A 16,735-nucleotide genomic window follows, 5' to 3' on the forward strand; every position below is an offset into this window, starting at 1 on the left:
CAGAAACTATATCACTTTACGGGATACCCAAACTACCTCAAAAATGCTCCAGAACTCATGGTTTTGAAAACTGGTTCAGCCACTTAATTGACTATCCTAAAAGCCAGCGACTTGAGTATACTGTGGCGAGAATTGAATCAGACTGACCCTAGATTAATGATAGATACTCACGCACACATTTACGCCGCAGAATTCGACGAAGACAGAGAAGCCGTTATAGCGCGTGCTTTAGAACAAAACATCCGCCAGATATTTATGCCAAATATCGATTTGGACTCTATCGAACCTATGCTGAACACTCAGGAACAGTTTCCCGATATTTGCAGACCTATGATGGGGCTTCACCCTTGCTACGTGAAAGCGGATGCCGATAGCACACTGAGTACGATCCGAGCTTGGTTCGACAAACACGAATTTATCGCGGTAGGGGAAATCGGCATTGATCTCTACTGGGACAAAACCTACAAAGCTGAGCAAGAAAAAGCCTTTGTCACTCAATTGAACTGGGCGAAGGAACTGGATTTGCCCGTAGTAATCCATACTCGTGATTCAATTCAGGAAACAATGGAACTGCTGAGAAAAGAGCAAGATGGCAGCCTAACCGGTGTCTTTCACTGCTTTGGGGGCAGCATCGACGAAGCCAAAGCCATCAACGATCTTGGTTTCCACCTTGGCTTAGGTGGAGTATCGACATTCAAAAATGGGGGAATGGACAAAGTCATTCCACACCTGGATCTTAATTACGTCATTTTAGAAACAGACTGCCCTTACCTTGCCCCAGTGCCACACCGAGGCAAGCGCAATGAACCCGCTTACACGCACTTGGTTGGGCAACGTGTGGCGGATCTGAGAGAGATGACACTGGAACAAGTCGACCAACTGACAACCGACAACGCGTTAAAGCTCTTTAAGCTTTCTTAAGAAAATAACGCATTAAAAAACGGCACCTATCAAGGTGCCGTTTTTAGTTAATCTATTACTTTTAGTCTTCCGGTTGCCCGATTTCCTGAGGCTCCCTGCGAACGTAGAATCTTGCGAAGAACAAGCCCACTTCAAACAGCAAACACATGGGTATTGCCAATAAGGTTTGCGAAATCATGTCTGGCGGGGTCAGCATCATCCCGACCACAAACGCCCCGACAATAATGTATGGTCGTTTTTGACTCAGGCTTTTGGCATCAGTTGCACCTGTCCAGCATAATAAGATGATGGCAACAGGCACTTCAAAAGCGATACCAAATGCCATGAACAAGGCCAGTACAAAATCCAAATAGCTGGCGATGTCAGTCGCAAACTCCACGCCACCCAGTGATATCGCAGTAAAGAAACCAAACACCAGCGGGAATACCACGAAATAAGCAAACGCCACACCGCAGTAGAACAGGATGGAGCTGGAAAACAGCAGTGGCATGATGAGCCTGCGCTCATGTTTGTAGAGCCCGGGCGCAACAAATGCCCAAATCTGATAGAGAATCAGCGGCACCGCGACAAATATCGAAGCAACTAAGGTCAGTTTCAAAGGCGTAAAGAAAGGTGACGCCACATCGGTCGCGATCATGGTCGCCCCTTCAGGCAACCTTTCTATTAATGGAGCTGAAATAAATTCATAGATATCGTTGGCAAACCAGACCAAGCCAATAAACACGACAATCACTGAAACTATGGCTTTCAGCAGTCGGTTACGCAATTCAATTAAATGGCTGATCAATGGTTGCGTTTGCTCAACAGAAGACATATCGAACCTCAACAACGGGATCAAAAAAGAGCTGCCTGAAGCAGCTCTTCACGTTACTCATCGGCTTTTTTATCAGAGGATGCTTTGGCATCGTCCTTGTTTGCATAAGGCCGCTGAACATCTTGCGCTGCCTGTTTGAGTTCATCAACAGATGCTTTCAAATCGGGAGAGAGATCTTCCATCCCCATTTTTTCAGCTTTACGCAGGTTGTCTTGCAGCTCTTGCACTTTTAGCTCGTGCGACAATTCATCTTTGACATTATTTGCCATGCTTTTCGCCGCGCCGATAAAGCGGGAAACGCTACGAATGGCAACAGGCAAGCGCTCGGGACCTAAAACCACCAGCCCGACGACAGAGATCAATACCAGTTCCCAAAAACCGATATCAAACACGTGTTACGCCTGCTCTTTGTTTTTAGACGAGTCAGAAGTTGCTTCTTCTGACGATGTCTTTTGCTCAATGTTTTGTGGCTCAAAGTCGGCGTCTTTTTTATCCGCTGCGGCTTTTTCTTCGTCGCTCATGGCTTTTTTAAAGCCTTTCACTGCGCTGCCTAAGTCGCCGCCAATGTTGCGAAGCTTTTTCGTTCCAAACAGCAAAATCACGATAACGGCAATAATCAATAGTTGCCAGATGCTAATACCACCCATTTGCTTCTACCCTCGGGTTATTTTGAAATAATGTAATCTTTTAATGAAAGTCTACCGTCTATTTGCGGTATGTACGCCAACTAAACAACCAAAATGTGATGCCTGCGATACCGCTGCCAATTGCGACTGGCTCGTATCGACTGTCCAATAAAATGGCACCGCACACAATTAAGGTTGCTCCAATGCCAAATAAAAACCGTCCGGTTCCTTGCTGGCGCTTGGATTGACAATAACCTTGATAAAGCTTTTCCATACGTTGGTCTAAAGCCTTACCTTGTTTAAGGCTATCGTACAACAGCTCTGGCAATTCTGGCAGCTTTTCTGCCCAAAATGGCGCTTTATCTTTCACTGCATTGATCACAGCCTGCGGTCCCACCTGATTTGCCATCCAGGTTTCCAGGAATGGTTTGGCGGTTTTCCACAAGTCGAGCTGTGGGTATAACTGACGCCCCAGCCCTTCGACATAAAGGAGCGTTTTCTGCAGAAGTACCAATTGTGGCTGTACTTCCATATTAAAGCGTCGCGCCGTGTTAAACAGATTCAAAAGCACATGACCAAATGAAATTTCGCCTAGTGGTTTGGCGAAGATTGGCTCACACACCATGCGAATCGCAAACTCAAACTCCTGAACGTTAGTGTCATGCGGTACCCAGCCTGAGTCGACGTGCAATTCGGCGACTTTTCGGTAATCGCGATTAAAAAACGCCAGCAGGTTTTCGGCCAGATAACGCTTATCTTCACTGTTCAATGTACCGACAATGCCACAATCCAAGCCGATCCACATGGGGTCGTCTGGGTGTTCTGGTTTTACAAAGACGTTGCCCGGATGCATGTCAGCATGGAAGAAGCTGTCGCGGAATACCTGAGTAAAGAAAACGCTAACCGCTCGCTCGGCCAACAGGCTCATATTGGTCCCGTTGGCGTGCAGTCCTTCTATATCAGACACCTGAATGCCGTAAATTCTTTCAGATACCATCAGTGTTTCACTGCTTAAATCCGAGATCACTTCTGGCACATACAGCTCTTTGCTGCTTTCAAAATTGCGTCTTAGCTGGATGGCGTTTGCCGCTTCACGGCGCAAATCCAGTTCATCAAGCAGTGTTTTTTCATACTCGCGAACCACTTCAACCGGCTTAAGACGACGCGCTTCAGGCAAGACTTTGGCAACGATTTTTGCCATGCGATACATCAGCTTTAAATCGGCATCGATAACAGGCTTGATGTCTGGGCGGATGATTTTCAGTACCACTTCACGACCAGACTCTTTGAGCTTAGCGGTATGCACCTGCGCAATAGACGCGGAAGCCAGCGGTGTGATGTCGAAATCGGTAAACCAGTTATCCAGACTGCCACCAAGCGCTTTTTCCATCTGTTCTTTGGCTAGCTGCCCGTCAAAAGAGGCAACCTGATCTTGCAACAAAGCGAGCTGATCGGCGATGTGTGGCGGAAACAAGTCTCGTCTGGTCGACATCATCTGCCCGAACTTGATCCACACAGGACCAAGCTCTTGCAATGCGAGTCGAATTCGATGCCCTAACTCTTTGTCTTTGTGTTTATTTCTCAGCCAAAACAGGCTTTTTCTAGCAAGGCGAGGAATGCGGGTTAACTGATGTTCTGGAAGGAGCTCGTCCAGCCCGTATTCGAGCTGGACTTTGATAATCCGGTACAAACGACGAAGTTCTGCTGGTGTCATGCTTTCTCCAGCAACGTTTTTAAGCGAGATTCGGCTCTTGCCACGGCACTGGCAATATCATCCACCTGATCGCAAAAATGTGCGATTTCCAGCGGTGCTGGAGCAATGCGCCATTCTTCAGTCAAGACTTGTGCGATATGGTTTTGTTTCTTCTCGGCGTTCTTTTTCACCCAGTCGACACTTTGCTTGGCACCGGAAACCAGAGTGTGTGCCACCACATCTCCGGTAAGACGGGATAACCACTCTTCAATATCTGGTTTGGCATCGGTCAGTAGCTGTGAGAATTTCTGCGCCAGTTGGATATCCCCTTCCAGCACCAGCTTGTCTTGCTTAATCAACTGAGTGATGTTGGCTTGCTCACGCAGTTCTGGAAGAACACTCAAACTCAGGGACAAATAACAATCCGGTTGACCTTCGTAGCTCGCCAGCACGTCAATTTGCTGGCTGAATACAAAAGTTAACGTCTTGTCGATTTCTTTAATGTGCACCTGAATCGTCTGTCCTTTTAAACGGGACATGCGTTTCACCAGCGCTGGGTCATCCTGAATCAGGGTGTTCAGAGTGGTCTCGACAACAGCGGTAACCAATGGCTCAAATGGCATAATGACCTCAGAATTTGTATCCGCGGTGCAACGCAACAATACCACCGGTTAGGTTGTAGTATTTCGTTTGCTCGAAGCCCGCTTCTTTCATCATTCCTTCCAGAGTTTCCTGATCTGGGTGCATACGAATGGACTCCGCTAGGTAACGGTAGCTGTCGCCGTCGTTAGCAATCCACTCACCCATTTTTGGCAGAAGATGGAACGAATACGCGTCGTACACTTTGGAAAGAGGCTCAAGAACGGGTTTAGAAAACTCCAGTACCAGTAAGCGACCACCCGGCTTAAGCACGCGGTACATGGAGCGCAACGCTTTGTCTTTATCGGTCACGTTACGAAGGCAGAAACTGATGGTAATGCAATCGAAGTGGTTATCTGGGAAAGGCAGTTCTTCGGCGTTCGCCTGAACGTAATTCACGTTACCAACAATGCCTTTATCACGAAGCTTATCGCGACCTACATTGAGCATGGAATTGTTGATGTCAGCCAGAATAACATGACCTTTCTCACCGACAATGCGAGAGAATTTCGCGGTCAGATCGCCCGTACCACCACCAAGGTCGAGGATGCGTTGCCCAGGACGTGCGCCGCTGCAATCAATTGTGAAGCGTTTCCACAAGCGATGGATACCACCAGACATCAGATCGTTCATGATGTCGTATTTAGCTGCCACCGAGTGGAAGACTTCAGCAACTTTCTCGGCTTTTTGCTCTTTGGCTACGGTCTGGAAACCAAAATGAGTCGTGTCATCAGCATTTGAGATTGGGGTATCTTGCACGTTTGTATCTGTCATCAATTTTTCCTCGTAAACAATCCCTTGTGGCATTGCGAGCGCCTAGTCTACTTTATCCTCAAGCGGTTGTCTTTCCACTAAAGTGTCATTTTGAGCAATTTCCAGCAGGCTGTCTGGAATACTACGTTTTACTTCGACCCCAAGATCTTTAAAACTCTCCGCTTGCCTGACGACGTTGCCCCGCCCCGTCACCAGTTTGTTCATTGCCCCCTGGAAATTCTGGTTGGCTTTATCGAGTGCACCGCCCAGGTTTTCCATATCGGTTAAGAACAGTCTGAGCTTGTCGTACAGCTTAGACGCTCGCTCGGCAATGATTTGCGCATTTTGATTCTGACGCTCATTTCGCCACAGATTATCTATGGTGCGCAGTGCCACCAGCAACGTTGTCGGGCTGACAAGAATGATGTTGTGCTTCATCGCATCTTTGACCAAGCTCGGGTCTGCCTGAATGGCCACTTGGAATGCCGGTTCGACGGGAATAAACATCAGAACATAATCTAAGCTCTGAATGCCTTTGAGTTTGTGGTAATCCTTCTGGCTCAACCCTTTGATGTGATTTCGCAAAGCAAGTAAGTGGTCACTTAACGCCACATCGCGCTCTGCATCGGTGTCTGCGTGGAAATAGCGCTCATACGCCACCAATGCCATTTTGGAATCCACCACCACTTGTTTATCGTGAGGTAAGTGAACAATCACATCGGGTTGATAACGCTTTCCTGCTTCATCTTGCAGACTCACCTGAGTTTGGTATTCGTGCCCTTCACGTAAACCCGATTCCGCCAACACGCGAGCCAGAACCACTTCGCCCCAGTTACCCTGCTGTTTGTTGTCGCCTTTGAGCGCCTGCGTCAGATTCAACGCTTCACGGGACATTTGCTCATTGAGTTTTTGTAAGTTTTTCAGCTCATGCACCAGAGTATGACGTTCTTTGGCTTCAAAGCTGAAACTGTCGGTGACCTGCTTTTTAAACCCTTCAATTTGATCTTTCAGTGGGTTGAGTAACCCTTCTAAACTCTGACGGTTCTGCTGATCCACTTTGGCGGTTTTGTTTTCAAACAATTGGTTAGCAAGGTGCTCAAATTGTTGCTTTAGGCGGGCTTCTGCATTTTCCAGCAGGGCGAGTTTCTCTTCGCTGGCTTGCTGTGCTTGTTGGTGACGGGCTTCCTGTTCCCGGAGGCTGGCTTGTGATTCTGCCAGTTCTGCGCGTAACCCTTCTGTTTGGCTGGTCAGTTCTGCTTTTTCCTGACGAAGTGCGTCCATGTGACGAAGCTTTTCCATCGCCACCAGCATCTTACCGTGGGTCTGTTTCAGCTCGAAGGCGGCTTGATCCCGAGCGTTGTCCAGTTCATCCAAATCTTTCTGAGCTTCGTTGAGCTGCTCCGCTGTTTTTTCATGAAGCTGTCTCTCGGTTTCAAGCGCTTGAATTTGTTGTTGAAGTTCCAGCTGCATTTTCTGCTTTATCCACCAACCTACAACCAGTGCGCCGGAGCACACCCCACCGAGCGCGGCTAATAAAAGCGGCTGATTCTCGACTATCCACTGCATAATGTTCGCCTAAGTTTTTGACTCTCAAAATGATAGTATTCAGGCACTGGATAAATGTCCAGTTTTGCAGCCTGAATTCGCCAGTATATAGTGATTCGTCCGGTCAACACTCTCAGTGGTACATTAGGGTCTGTTGACCTTTCGAGATGATTTTTGCAGCCATTTGTGGGTTCTTTATACAAGGCAGCGCTTATTCGATGTAGCTCTCTACATCAATAAGCGGTAACGCAGTAGAAAGGAGCCACAAATGCTGCCCAAAGGGTTCAACTAGGCGTCCCCGGCCTATGTGCTTTACTCTTTGTTGCAAGGTATTTGCTTAGAATGACTAGGCTAAAGACCTTGCGCCGCGATTAAACCACATAGAACTCGAACAAAATTTAACCGTGAAAGGTCAACAGACCCTACTCTAAGGAAATGCGCGAGATGAAGAATGAGCGTCAAGCTTTGCTGTACGGAATCAGTGCTGTCTTACTTTGGTCGACGGTTGCCACCGCATTTAAGCTGACACTAGCGGAATTTACCCCTATTCAGATGCTGACCATAGCCAGCCTGGTATCGGCGATGGCGCTCTTTGTGATTTGTGGTGTGCAGGGAAAACTCGATCAGTTGAAGGACACCTTTGCCGCTAATCCTTGGTTTTATCTGGCACTCGGTCTGATTAACCCGCTGTTCTATTATCTGATTCTTTTTAAAGCGTATGACTTATTGCCTGCCTCTCAGGCTCAGCCTCTGAATTACAGTTGGGCGATTACCCTTACCCTGATGGCGGCTCTGTTTTTAGGGCAGAAAATCCGAAAACAAGACTGGATTGCCTGTCTGTTTGGGTATGCGGGTGTGGTGGTGATAGCCACCAAAGGCAATGTATTGGCATTGGAGTTCGAAAACCCTGTCGGCGTTGGGCTGGCACTGCTGTCCACCCTATTGTGGGCGGGTTATTGGATTCTGAACACCAAAAACAAAGCCGATCCCGTGTTGGGTGTGTTACTCGGCTTTTTGGTCGCACTGCCATTTGCTGCGTTGATTTGTGTGTACGAAGGAGCCAGTTGGGCACAGATTTCGTGGAAAGGATGGGCAGCAGTCACCTACGTTGGACTGTTCGAGATGGGCGTGACGTTTGTACTCTGGCTCAGCGCCATGAAACTCACCAGCAATACCGCGAGAATCAGCAACCTGATTTTCACGTCACCATTTATCTCGCTGATGCTGCTTGCAACAATTATCGGCGAAGAGATCCACCCGTCCACCTTTGTCGGTTTGGTCATGATTGTGGTGGGCTTACTGATTCAGCAAATCAAACGCAAGTCATAGCGCCTTCTGACATTTCTCAAAACGGCACCGAAAAGGTGCCGTTGTTGACTGAATCATTCGTCGTCGATAGTTACCACATCATCAGACTCTTCATCTTCACTCTGCTTACTCATCGTATGCAGCGTGTGAAATGTGCGACGACCATAAGCAATTTTGTGATATTTTAGCCACACTTTCTCAAGTTTAGTCTTTGCTTTGCCCGGGTTTTCCAGCACCTTAAGAAAATGTTTTTCTTCACTGTTTTCCGGTTCAAGCTCACCATGCTGTAGCGAATTCAGTGTTTCGCCGTAAGTCGTAAGAAGATCCGCTTCCACGAGAGTGAAATCTCCGGATTTACCGAATCCACGCGGAAATTTCTTGTTATCAAAAAAACGTTTTTGCCCAACACGAACTTCGATGTCTGACATAGTTGCCTCAGATATTGATACAGGTATAAAGATATCGCCTGAGGTGAAAATTAGGATCTAAACTGACAAAAGAAAAACAAAATTTTTTTATCGTTAAAACAAAAAATTGTTATTGGTTAGTGCATTCTAAATACCTGATTATGCATATAGCCGAAAAACCTCATTCAATAGGTTATGAGAACTTTGTGGACCCATTATGGACGTAAAAGTATTCCGCACCTTTCTTGAAGTTGCTCGTGTTCGCCATTTTGGCAGAGCAGCAGAGAACCTCTACATCACACAAGCCGCTGTCAGCGCACGCATTAAGCAGCTAGAAAGCTACTTTGATACCAGCTTATTCATTCGGGATCGTAACAGCATCAAGCTCACCAACTCCGGTGAAAAGCTGATTTCTTACGCTGAGATCATGGTCAACACCCTGCAACAGGCGAAAACCGAACTGTCACTGGCAGAAGATAAATCCATTCAGTTGACGCTGGCAGGCACACCGAACATTTGGGATGCCTACCTACAAAACTGCCTGAGCGTGATTGCCGATACTTTCAGTGGATACGCATTTCAGGCCGAAGCACTAGCACGAGAATCATTAAACCGCCGGTTAGTTGAAAAGACACTAGACATGGCATTTGCCTTCGACCCGTTAAAGTCGGATGAACTGGCCTGCAAAAAAGTGGCGGATTTAGTGCTGCTGATGGTGTCAACAGAGCAGACCGATGCACATGGCGCATTGAACAACCGTTATGTTTACGTGGACTGGGGAACGCGATTCGCTTCTGAACATGCAGATCGCCATCGTAAGCTGGCGCCACCTCTACTAAGAACTTCTACAGCGCGTATCGCACTGGACTTTATTCTGGACAAAGGGGGCGCTGCGTACTTGCCCGCGTCCATCGTCGAGCCTTTTATTACATCCGGTCAACTCTTTCAGATCAAAGACATAGAACCTTGGTACAGACCAATTTATCTCAGCTATCGCAAAGACACCTCCGCTATAGAAGCCGTTCAACGCATCGAAGCCATGGTGAAAGATATCGACCCGCTGACTGCATTCAGTTTGCAGCAAGCAGGGGAAGCATCGGTTTAGCTTAATTGAATTAACGAAAACGGCGCCATCAGAGCGCCGTTTCTGTTTCGTCAAAATCAATGCTGAATTGTGCTTTTAGATGCATTTCACAATATTAGAGCGACATTTTAGCTCGATTTCTTATACCTTCTTAAGGCATTCAAATGTCCTTTCCATTTGAAATAAAAAGGAAATATTAAAGCCACATCGAACTCTAGGAATGTAAAACAATGACGGAGCGAGAGAAAAAAACATCCCATCTCCTGCGCAAAGATGGCTTTCTAGAGCAGTCATGGTTACAGCGTTCTCACTCACATGGGTATTCATAAAAGACCCAGTAGGATTAGCATTCAGCTATGGGACGTACATTATTGCTCTTATATATGCATACAAAACTAAAGAAATCTGAGCATCACCTTCATTCCAGAAGATCCATGTAAGGCATTTGAAACCTTTGTGACTTGTCATTGTTATTTCGCGGATTACTATTCGGAGCCTCATCCTTCATCCGAGATTGAAGAGATGCAGTGGCTTGGGATGCGGAACATGAATCGATGTTCTTTGCTCGTTCAGAACACAATGGACAGTTTAATGACAAAAGGGCTCATCTATTGATGAGCCCTTTCCGGAATGAAAGGTTGTACCGGGCAGGAATAATAAAGTCAGCCCCTTAGTAAATTAAGAGGCTGCGTGGTTTATTTCACCAGTTCAATCTTGTTAAGCGTGGTGGCTACCTGTTGAAGCACCGTTCTTATGGTTCGGTTGTTGGCAGGGAAGTACCGACCCGGACTGGCGCACGACTTCATGGATTCAGAGCGATTATTGAAGTCAATGGCGATGATCTCAATCCCTTTCTTTTTCATCTCTCGACATAGGGAAACCTGCTTTCGGTCACGCATTTTAGGGTCGGTTAAGTGATCGCCATCGGTAAATAAGATCATCACTTTTTTATTGTTAGGCACACCATAATCTCTAGGCAGCTCGGTTTTTTTCCTGTCCCACTTTCCTCTCCATTCTGGAGAGAGTAAACGCCAAGCCCAAACAATTCCTTCAGCGTTATTGGTGCTCATCTCTGAGTACAGAGTTTTGAGCCCTGTGACGAGTTCGTTATGGTTGGATAAATAAGGGAGAACCTTACTGACACCACAGTCGGCATTGTCAAACAGACCCAGTAAGTGTTTCCAGTTAGGACGGTAGGGATCGTTATTGTCCTTTGGAAGAAACTCTAATAGTGGCGTACCGTCTTGAAACTCTGGTACTCCCCATGGAGTGGTTTGCAGAACAAACCTGAGATCCTGATGTTGTGGGCCACGCTCTAAGTTTCTAATCCAAGCTGGCGTCATGGCGCTGGCGTTAGATAAACCTTCCTGAACTTCCGCGAGTTGGGTACACATGGCTCCACGCCAGCGATCTGGTATCTTATCGCTCAGCAGATCCCTCCAGCGCATTTCCTTAAATAAAGGCTTAAGACCTCTGGGAATCTTGATGGCGCTAGGCTTAAAAAACTGAGGTCTAAGACCAATATTGACATAGCCAGTCGCTGGAACAATGCTAACGGTTTTACTTAAGTTACGTCTCTCTTGTGCATAGAGAATATCAGCAAAATCTCGTAAGCCTTTTAAAGCTTGCTCCATAGGCTTGCCCATCATGGAGCCGGACACATCCAACATAACGGCAATTTCTAGGGTCAATTGATGAAGTTGCGATTCTGCGTGATGTTTTATATCTAAATCGCCAGTTTGAAGTTGGTCCGTGAGCACCAGTTGATCCAGGTCCACCGTCCCTTTTACCCTAACCGAGGCATCACTTTCCTGTTTATGCAGTGACGCCGTAGGATTTTTTAATCCAGAAGTATCTGACTCTATGTTCGCTTCCAAAAGCTGCTGGGCATCCAGAGCGGAAGTATCACTGTCTGAAGCTGAATACAAGATGGAGTCGGCCAGCATAGAAAGTCGGCTGTCGGTGATGCTTGAAATAATGACCACCAGAACGAAACTTAAAAATGTGAGCATGCCGGACAGAAACAGAGCAGTTGATACGGAGATAACGCCCCGCTGTTTTTGTCTTTGAGAGGTACCCATCTTAGTTGACCTCTCGGATCATATGTGAGGAAAAACGACCTTTTGGCCACAGGTCCCAAATTGGATTGGTCTCTTCAGGGTCAAAACATAGGGTGACTTCGACCAGACTTCCTAATGCAAAATCCGGCCAACGCTTGGTCAATGGGCAGCGACCATCAAGTAAAATGACGGTGGTTTCATCGGTTGCGGCGTTATAAGTTGCAATGGATAAGCCAGCTCGTCCTTTGGCTATAAATTCTAATTGGGTTTCTGCAAAGTCACGGAAATAAGGCAGCTGAGCGATATTGTTATCTCTTGTTAGAGTTCTCTGACTTCCGACCAGTGTCAGTATGTTGTAGTTTAAGTTGATGAGTCTCTGTTCAACACGCATGATGGTGAGTAGCTCCGACGAGGCCAGTATGATGGTCAGTAACATAGGAGCAATCATGGCCATCTCTAGACTTATGCTTCCTTTGACTCGGGAAGGGAGACCAGACTGACGTAGCTTTTTTGTGCACATAGTTAGTTAAACAATAAATCCTGAGAAATAATGACGGTGCTGGTTTGTTTGAGTTTTTCAGGTTCAAAGAAGCCCAGCGGGCTGAATTTCAACTCAGTAGTCAAGGTGGCCGTTACTCGGTAAACGGGATCAGAAGGACGATAAATAGGGTCGACTTCTTCTTCATCCTCTTTCACTTGCAATAGGGCATCCATCGAATCAAATTTGATCAGTTCAACGGTGACTGAGTCGAGGAATCCATAGCCGTGCTCTTCAACCATACGTTTTACTTTCCCACTGGTTAAAGGGTTGTTGCGCCAATTTTCTGTAAGCAGTTCGCGAAGAGATTGACGCATGGCATGTTCGAGTAATCCGTATTGAAGATGGAGCCGCGATACATCAAAAAACACCAAAGTAATCGCGAGAAAAACGGGCATCAAAAAAGCAGTTTCAAGGCTGATAACCCCTTTTTGCCGTTTTGACGAGCTTGTCATAGTAGGGTTCCTGAGCCATTTAGACGACCTTTGAGTATGGACAGATCTCTTTCCACTTCACTGGCTGGTAAATGACGAGTTAACAGAGCCCTGGCTTGATCTTCATCGCCTTCTGCCAGAAGCAATAGGGCAAAGTTAAGCTCGACCTGAATAGGCAACTGCTGATACGCCAGCAAAGGCTCAAAAGTCTGTCGCGCCTTAGCCAGCTGATTGTCCTGCAGATAGCTAAGCGCTAAATTGGAACGGTAATGAGGGTTGTCAGGTGCAAGAGCGACGGCTTGAGTGAGCTCTGAACGAGCTCGTTCCAAATCAAACTCCAGTAAAGCGATGCCAAGCCCGTTATGAAGCTGAGCCTTAATACCATTATTATTTGCTTTACTGACCCCCAGTTCATAAACGGCGATGGCTTCTGGCACTCTTGCCGCTGCCAGAAGATAGCGACCTAAGTACATACTGGCCTGGGCAGCGATAGGATCGTCAGCTAAGGCGACGTGTTTTAGTTTGGCGATAGCCGCTTCTTTTTTATCTTGGTTATACTGGCTTCGGGCAAGCATAAGCTGATATTCAAGTTTGTCTGGGGAAGCGGTAAGGAGCCTTAAGTACTGCTCTTCTGCCTTAGCAAACTGACCGTAGTTGAAGGAAGCTTCAGCCAGAACTTTTTCGTTATTTTCCGTCTGTTTTTTCACTTTTTCCGGCGTTGCGCAGCCTAGCAACATAAGACAAAGGTAAATGGAGACCAGACCTTTAAAGGTAGAAAATGAACTCATCGTAAGCTCTCTAGTAATAGGTTCATTGTTGGGGTAATGATAAGAACAAGAAGAGGCAGCATAATAAGCGCCATCTGAACCAGGGTAATGCGACTTGGCAGTTTACCGGCTTGTTCCTGAAGAGCCATTTTTCTCATTTGGCGTGCATCATCACTGATGGTTCTCATGGTTTCCGCAAGAGGAGAACCATATCGCTCGGCCATGGAAATGGTGCTTGCCAAACGCTCAAGTTCTTTTAATCCGGTTCTCCATGCCAATTTTTTCAGACACTCAGAAGATTCTCCCCGCACTTGAATCTCAGCGTGGGTTCGCAAAAACTGGTTGGCTAACATGGGTTCCACATCAAGTAGGTATGTACCGACTTTTTCCAAAGCACGTTCAAGAGATAATCCGGCTTCTACGCTAATGACCATCAGATCGATGGCATCTGGAACCACTTGTTGTTGTTTTTGTATCGCTTGACGGGATAAACGTTTGAGCCAGTACTCCGGAAGGTTTGAACCCAATACATAACTAATCAAAATAAACATGACGGTCATGGCTTCAAGAAGCTCTTCTTGAGACCAACGCCAAAAAAGGGCGATAACGGCCGCCATCAAGCCAAGAAACAGCTTGGCACCGCGTGTTGAATTCAGTGCAGTTGGTGAGTGTATCCCCGCATGTTCTAACATTTGAACAAGGCGTTTTTTCTCTTTGTCTGATACCGGATACAGAACCCCTAACGAACTCCAGAATGACGGAGTTTGCTGGGCAACGCCGACGTTTTCATCGTCGTTGATTTTTGTGTATCGCGCACACTGTTCCTGCCAACGCGCAAGGGTTTGCTGAGACAAGAAAAAAGTTGCTAACACCAGGATGAAAATCATCACCAATGCCAATGAGGCAATCCAGAAGTTTGGGATAATGGTCAGTTCCATGATGCTTATCCTTTTAACTGTGTCATGCGTCGAATGAGAAGCAGACCAGACAGAATGCTAGTGACAACATACGCCATAACGAGTTGCCCTCCCGTTGAAGCCATTAAAAAGTCGAAATGTTCTTTACCTGTGGTAAACAGCACTAAACAGACCAGAACAGGTAGAGCCGCCAGTACTTTAGCTGAGTTACGGGACTCAGATGTGATGCTGAGAATACTGGCATTAAGCTCGGCTCGGGCTCTTAATGTATGGCTGAGTCTTTCCAGTACGCCAGTCAGGCGACCACCGGTTTCTTGTTGCAGACTCAGTACAATGGTTAAGAATCGAAACTCAGCAATGGGCATTCTTTTCGCAGCGTATTTCATTACATCAGGTAAAGCCTGACCGACACTGAGCTCATCGTGCATTCGTTCAAACAGGCGTCGAGTGATGCCATCGTGCTGGTGAGATATTTCAAGGAAGGTATCCGCCATTGGAGCACCAACACGTATCGCCCTCAATAGACCATCGATGATGTCTGGCAGCTCATTACGAAAATGGTCCATGGCTTTTTGTTGTTGCTGAAGATAGAAAAAATAGACAGCCAAGCCAATACTGATGGCACTCAATGGAATTGAAACGTACCAGTCCATGCCGTTGATAATCAGCAGAGCCGAAAAAGCCACCAGCGCGGCGATGCCTACCGCCGCCCATTGACGAAGCTTTTCATACCCCAGAAAGGTCACCAGGTTTTGGAGCCATTGCCAACGCTCCCAGAACGAAGCAGTACTCTCCTGCTCTTGGGACAGCGCCACTAGGGTGTACCGGCTGAGCTGTTTTTTCCAACCGTCCTTCATTTCTATATGATGCCAGGCAAAGGCACCGGCAATTAGCCACACCAAGGTGATTCCAATCAGCAAAGCCACTATGATCTCTCCACGCTGGTTTGCATCTCTTCTTCCAGAGCAAAGTGAGAGGCTTTTTCTAGCAGGGCTTCAGAGATAGTGAATGCGTTGTAGTCACCGTGAATCTGATGTTTATCCGCGCGTTTGAGATCAAAACGGAAAATCGGCTTGAGCTCAATGTGCTCGCCCTGAGTTCCTACGACTTCACTGATGGCGGTAATGCGACGATGTCCGTCTCTCATTCTTTCCAGTTGCACAACGACATCGATAGCGCTGACAATTTGACTGCGTATGATTTGATCAGACAGTCGCTCACCACCCATTTGCAACATGTTTGTCAGACGAACAATGGCATCTTGGGGGTTGTTTGCGTGAAGAGTACAAAGCGAGCCGTCATGTCCCGTGTTCATCGCCTGCAACATATCAAAGGCTTCAGCCCCACGAACTTCACCTAAAACAATTCTATCTGGACGCATACGAAGTGCGTTTTTAACCAGATCGCGAACATTCACCTCTCCGTTCCCTTCCGTACTCGCGTTACGAGTTTCCAAAGGAACCCAGTGCGGCTGTGCTAAAGAGAGCTCAGCTGCGTCTTCTATGGTAATGATGCGTTCGTCTTCACTGATATGTCGACTTAACGCATTCAACAGGGTTGTTTTACCTGAGCCCGTTCCTCCTGAAATAAGGATATTGCAGCGACAGTGTGTTGCGATGGCCAGAAAGTCAGCCATTTGGGAAGATAAACTCTGTTTGCTCACCAAGCTGTCCAGCATCATTTTGCTGGCTGGAAATTTACGGATAGAGATGCAGGTACCGTGCAATGCAAGTGGCGGAGCGATGACGTTTACCCGGCTGCCATCTTTAAGTCTTGCATCAACCATAGGGTTTGACTCATCCACTCGTCGTCCTATTGCATTCACAATACGCTGAGCGACGTTCAAAACATGCTTACTGTCCCTAAAGCGAATATCGGTTTTTTGCAGAATGCCCTGACGCTCTACGTACACAGTGTCAGGGCCATTCACTAAAATGTCTGAAACACTGGGATCTTCTAACAAAGGTTGAATCGGACCAATGCCCACCATTTCATCAACCAGTTGAAGCGCAAGAACAGCCAGCTCCTGATTGTTGTATGGCAGCATTTTTTTTGAAGCGATATTAGCTAAAGCTTCTCGGACTCTCGGTAACAACTCATCTCTGCTTAGGTTAGCGGCGACCGATGGATCAACCAGCTCATAGAAGGCACTTTTCGCCTCATCTGACATGGTTAGCAGTTGATGAGTTCTCTGCTTGGGCGCATGGCTGCTTTGTCTAAACATGAGCA

18 protein-coding genes are annotated in these 16,735 nt (G+C 46.9%); 3 read left to right on the forward strand and 15 right to left on the reverse strand.

From position 1 onward, the window contains the following. Positions 1–156: 156 nt before the first annotated feature. Positions 157–921 carry a TatD family hydrolase gene (locus INR79_RS17375; protein WP_223095289.1) on the forward strand — a complete coding sequence of 255 codons (765 nt, stop codon included), beginning with the start codon at positions 157–159 and terminating at the stop codon, positions 919–921. A 61-nt stretch (positions 922–982) separates the two neighbouring features. On the opposite strand, the gene tatC is transcribed toward INR79_RS17375, so the two are convergent. Genes tatC through rmuC form a run of 7 tightly spaced genes read right to left on the reverse strand, consistent with a single transcriptional unit; the run spans position 983 to position 7,012 of the window. Continuing rightward, positions 983–1,735, reverse strand: a complete 753-nt coding sequence (gene tatC, locus INR79_RS17380) for a twin-arginine translocase subunit TatC (protein WP_022591523.1) — start codon at positions 1,733–1,735, stop codon at positions 983–985. Between the two features lie 53 nt (positions 1,736–1,788). Beyond that, positions 1,789–2,127, reverse strand: a complete 339-nt coding sequence (gene tatB / locus INR79_RS17385) for a Sec-independent protein translocase protein TatB (RefSeq protein WP_004404932.1) — start codon at positions 2,125–2,127, stop codon at positions 1,789–1,791. A gap of 3 nt (positions 2,128–2,130) precedes the next feature. Continuing rightward, positions 2,131–2,382 (reverse strand): Sec-independent protein translocase subunit TatA, encoded by a 252-nt coding sequence (gene tatA / locus INR79_RS17390; RefSeq protein ID WP_004404930.1) that lies wholly within the window; start codon positions 2,380–2,382, stop codon positions 2,131–2,133. Positions 2,383–2,440: 58 nt separating this feature from the next. Further along, positions 2,441–4,075 carry a ubiquinone biosynthesis regulatory protein kinase UbiB gene (gene ubiB, locus INR79_RS17395; protein ID WP_223095291.1) on the reverse strand — a complete coding sequence of 545 codons (1,635 nt, stop codon included), beginning with the start codon at positions 4,073–4,075 and terminating at the stop codon, positions 2,441–2,443. Next, on the reverse strand, positions 4,072–4,677 hold the full coding sequence (locus INR79_RS17400) for an SCP2 domain-containing protein (protein ID WP_022591525.1): 606 nt from the start codon (positions 4,675–4,677) through the stop codon (positions 4,072–4,074). Before INR79_RS17400 ends, ubiB begins: the two co-directional genes overlap by 4 nt. A gap of 7 nt (positions 4,678–4,684) precedes the next feature. Further along, positions 4,685–5,467 carry a bifunctional demethylmenaquinone methyltransferase/2-methoxy-6-polyprenyl-1,4-benzoquinol methylase UbiE gene (gene ubiE, locus INR79_RS17405; RefSeq protein ID WP_004404927.1) on the reverse strand — a complete coding sequence of 261 codons (783 nt, stop codon included), beginning with the start codon at positions 5,465–5,467 and terminating at the stop codon, positions 4,685–4,687. Between the two features lie 42 nt (positions 5,468–5,509). Then, entirely contained in the window at positions 5,510–7,012 is a 1,503-nt protein-coding gene (gene rmuC, locus INR79_RS17410) for a DNA recombination protein RmuC (protein ID WP_223095293.1), read from the reverse strand. Between the two features lie 423 nt (positions 7,013–7,435). Between rmuC and INR79_RS17415 the strand changes: the two genes are divergently transcribed. Continuing rightward, on the forward strand, positions 7,436–8,320 hold the full coding sequence (locus INR79_RS17415; protein ID WP_223095296.1) for a DMT family transporter: 885 nt from the start codon (positions 7,436–7,438) through the stop codon (positions 8,318–8,320). 53 nt (positions 8,321–8,373) lie between these two features. On the opposite strand, the gene INR79_RS17420 is transcribed toward INR79_RS17415, so the two are convergent. Then, positions 8,374–8,727 (reverse strand): DUF413 domain-containing protein, encoded by a 354-nt coding sequence (locus tag INR79_RS17420; RefSeq protein ID WP_004404924.1) that lies wholly within the window; start codon positions 8,725–8,727, stop codon positions 8,374–8,376. 196 nt (positions 8,728–8,923) lie between these two features. On the opposite strand from INR79_RS17420, the gene INR79_RS17425 reads away from it, so the two are divergent. Continuing rightward, the gene (locus INR79_RS17425; RefSeq protein WP_223095298.1) at positions 8,924–9,811 is read left to right on the forward strand and encodes a LysR family transcriptional regulator; all 888 of its coding nucleotides are present in this window, start codon (positions 8,924–8,926) and stop codon (positions 9,809–9,811) included. Between the two features lie 674 nt (positions 9,812–10,485). Here the strand turns inward: INR79_RS17425 and INR79_RS17430 are convergent. The 7 genes from INR79_RS17430 to INR79_RS17460 all read right to left on the reverse strand — a co-directional run bounded on the left by INR79_RS17430 (position 10,486) and on the right by INR79_RS17460 (position 16,730). Beyond that, positions 10,486–11,871: a VWA domain-containing protein gene (locus INR79_RS17430; protein ID WP_223095300.1), complete on the reverse strand. Its 1,386-nt coding sequence runs from the start codon at positions 11,869–11,871 to the stop codon at positions 10,486–10,488. Position 11,872: 1 nt separating this feature from the next. Beyond that, complete coding sequence (locus tag INR79_RS17435; protein ID WP_262415359.1) at positions 11,873–12,298, reverse strand: hypothetical protein; 426 nt, start codon at positions 12,296–12,298, stop codon at positions 11,873–11,875. Positions 12,299–12,372: 74 nt separating this feature from the next. Next, positions 12,373–12,843: a TadE/TadG family type IV pilus assembly protein gene (locus tag INR79_RS17440; protein WP_223095304.1), complete on the reverse strand. Its 471-nt coding sequence runs from the start codon at positions 12,841–12,843 to the stop codon at positions 12,373–12,375. Then, positions 12,840–13,610, reverse strand: a complete 771-nt coding sequence (locus INR79_RS17445) for a tetratricopeptide repeat protein (RefSeq protein ID WP_223095306.1) — start codon at positions 13,608–13,610, stop codon at positions 12,840–12,842. Before INR79_RS17445 ends, INR79_RS17440 begins: the two co-directional genes overlap by 4 nt. Next, positions 13,607–14,527, reverse strand: coding sequence for a type II secretion system F family protein (locus tag INR79_RS17450; RefSeq protein WP_262415360.1), 921 nt, complete (start codon positions 14,525–14,527; stop codon positions 13,607–13,609). The genes INR79_RS17445 and INR79_RS17450 overlap by 4 nt, the downstream gene beginning before the upstream one ends. Positions 14,528–14,532: 5 nt before the next feature. Next, on the reverse strand, positions 14,533–15,432 hold the full coding sequence (locus INR79_RS17455) for a type II secretion system F family protein (protein ID WP_223095308.1): 900 nt from the start codon (positions 15,430–15,432) through the stop codon (positions 14,533–14,535). Continuing rightward, positions 15,432–16,730, reverse strand: coding sequence for a CpaF family protein (locus INR79_RS17460; RefSeq protein WP_223095310.1), 1,299 nt, complete (start codon positions 16,728–16,730; stop codon positions 15,432–15,434). Before INR79_RS17460 ends, INR79_RS17455 begins: the two co-directional genes overlap by 1 nt. Between the last annotated feature and the right edge of the window lie 5 nt (positions 16,731–16,735).

Source organism: Vibrio sp. SCSIO 43132 (assembly GCF_019904195.1).
GTDB classification, from domain to species: domain Bacteria; phylum Pseudomonadota; class Gammaproteobacteria; order Enterobacterales; family Vibrionaceae; genus Vibrio; species Vibrio nigripulchritudo.